Annotated in this window: 1 protein-coding gene; it reads left to right on the forward strand. The window is 42.7% G+C overall.

Annotation, left to right across the window (positions count from 1 at the left end; translation table 11 throughout):
- Positions 1-744, forward strand: a 744-nt coding sequence (locus tag HC175_RS15175) for a prolyl oligopeptidase family serine peptidase (protein ID WP_235942636.1), incomplete at its 5' end; no start/stop codon positions are given.
- Between the last annotated feature and the right edge of the window lie 32 nt (positions 745-776).

Genomic DNA, 776 nt, shown 5'->3' on the forward strand with positions numbered 1-776 from the left:
GTACACCGGAAGGAATTGAAGAGGGACGGAACCAATCCTGTTCTGCAATATGCTTATGGTTCCTACGGTTCTACTATTGATCCCTACTTCTCAAATGTAAGGCTAAGTCTGCTGGATAGAGGATTCATCTTTGTAATTGCTCATGTTAGGGGAGGAGAGTACCTGGGAAGGCAGTGGTATGAAGATGGAAAGCTCCTGAAGAAGAAAAATACTTTTACAGATTTTATCGACTGTACGCTTCATCTCATCCAAGAGAACTACACTTCTGCAGCGCATATGTATGCCAGTGGGGGCTCGGCGGGAGGTCTTTTAATGGGAGTTGTGGCCAATATGGCACCGCACCTGTACAAAGGCATCATTGCATCTGTACCTTTTGTGGATGTGGTAAGCACAATGCTCGATGAAACTATCCCACTTACCACGGGAGAGTATGATGAATGGGGAAATCCTAATGATCCTGTTTATTATTATTATATGAAATCTTATTCTCCTTATGACAATGTAGTAGCCCAGGATTATCCGAATATGCTGGTTACTACCGGCTTGCACGATTCTCAGGTACAGTATTGGGAGCCGGCGAAGTGGGTTGCAAAATTAAGGGAGCTAAAAACCGATAACAATATTTTGCTTTTTCATACTAATATGGATGCGGGGCATGGAGGAGCATCAGGACGCTTTGAAGCCTTAAGAGAAGTGGCAGAAGAGTACGCCTTTCTATTGGATTTAGAGGGAATACACGAATAATTCAAATATTTGACTTAAATTTGTTCCGTTTT

The sequence above is a fragment of the Salinimicrobium oceani genome (genome assembly GCF_012037645.1).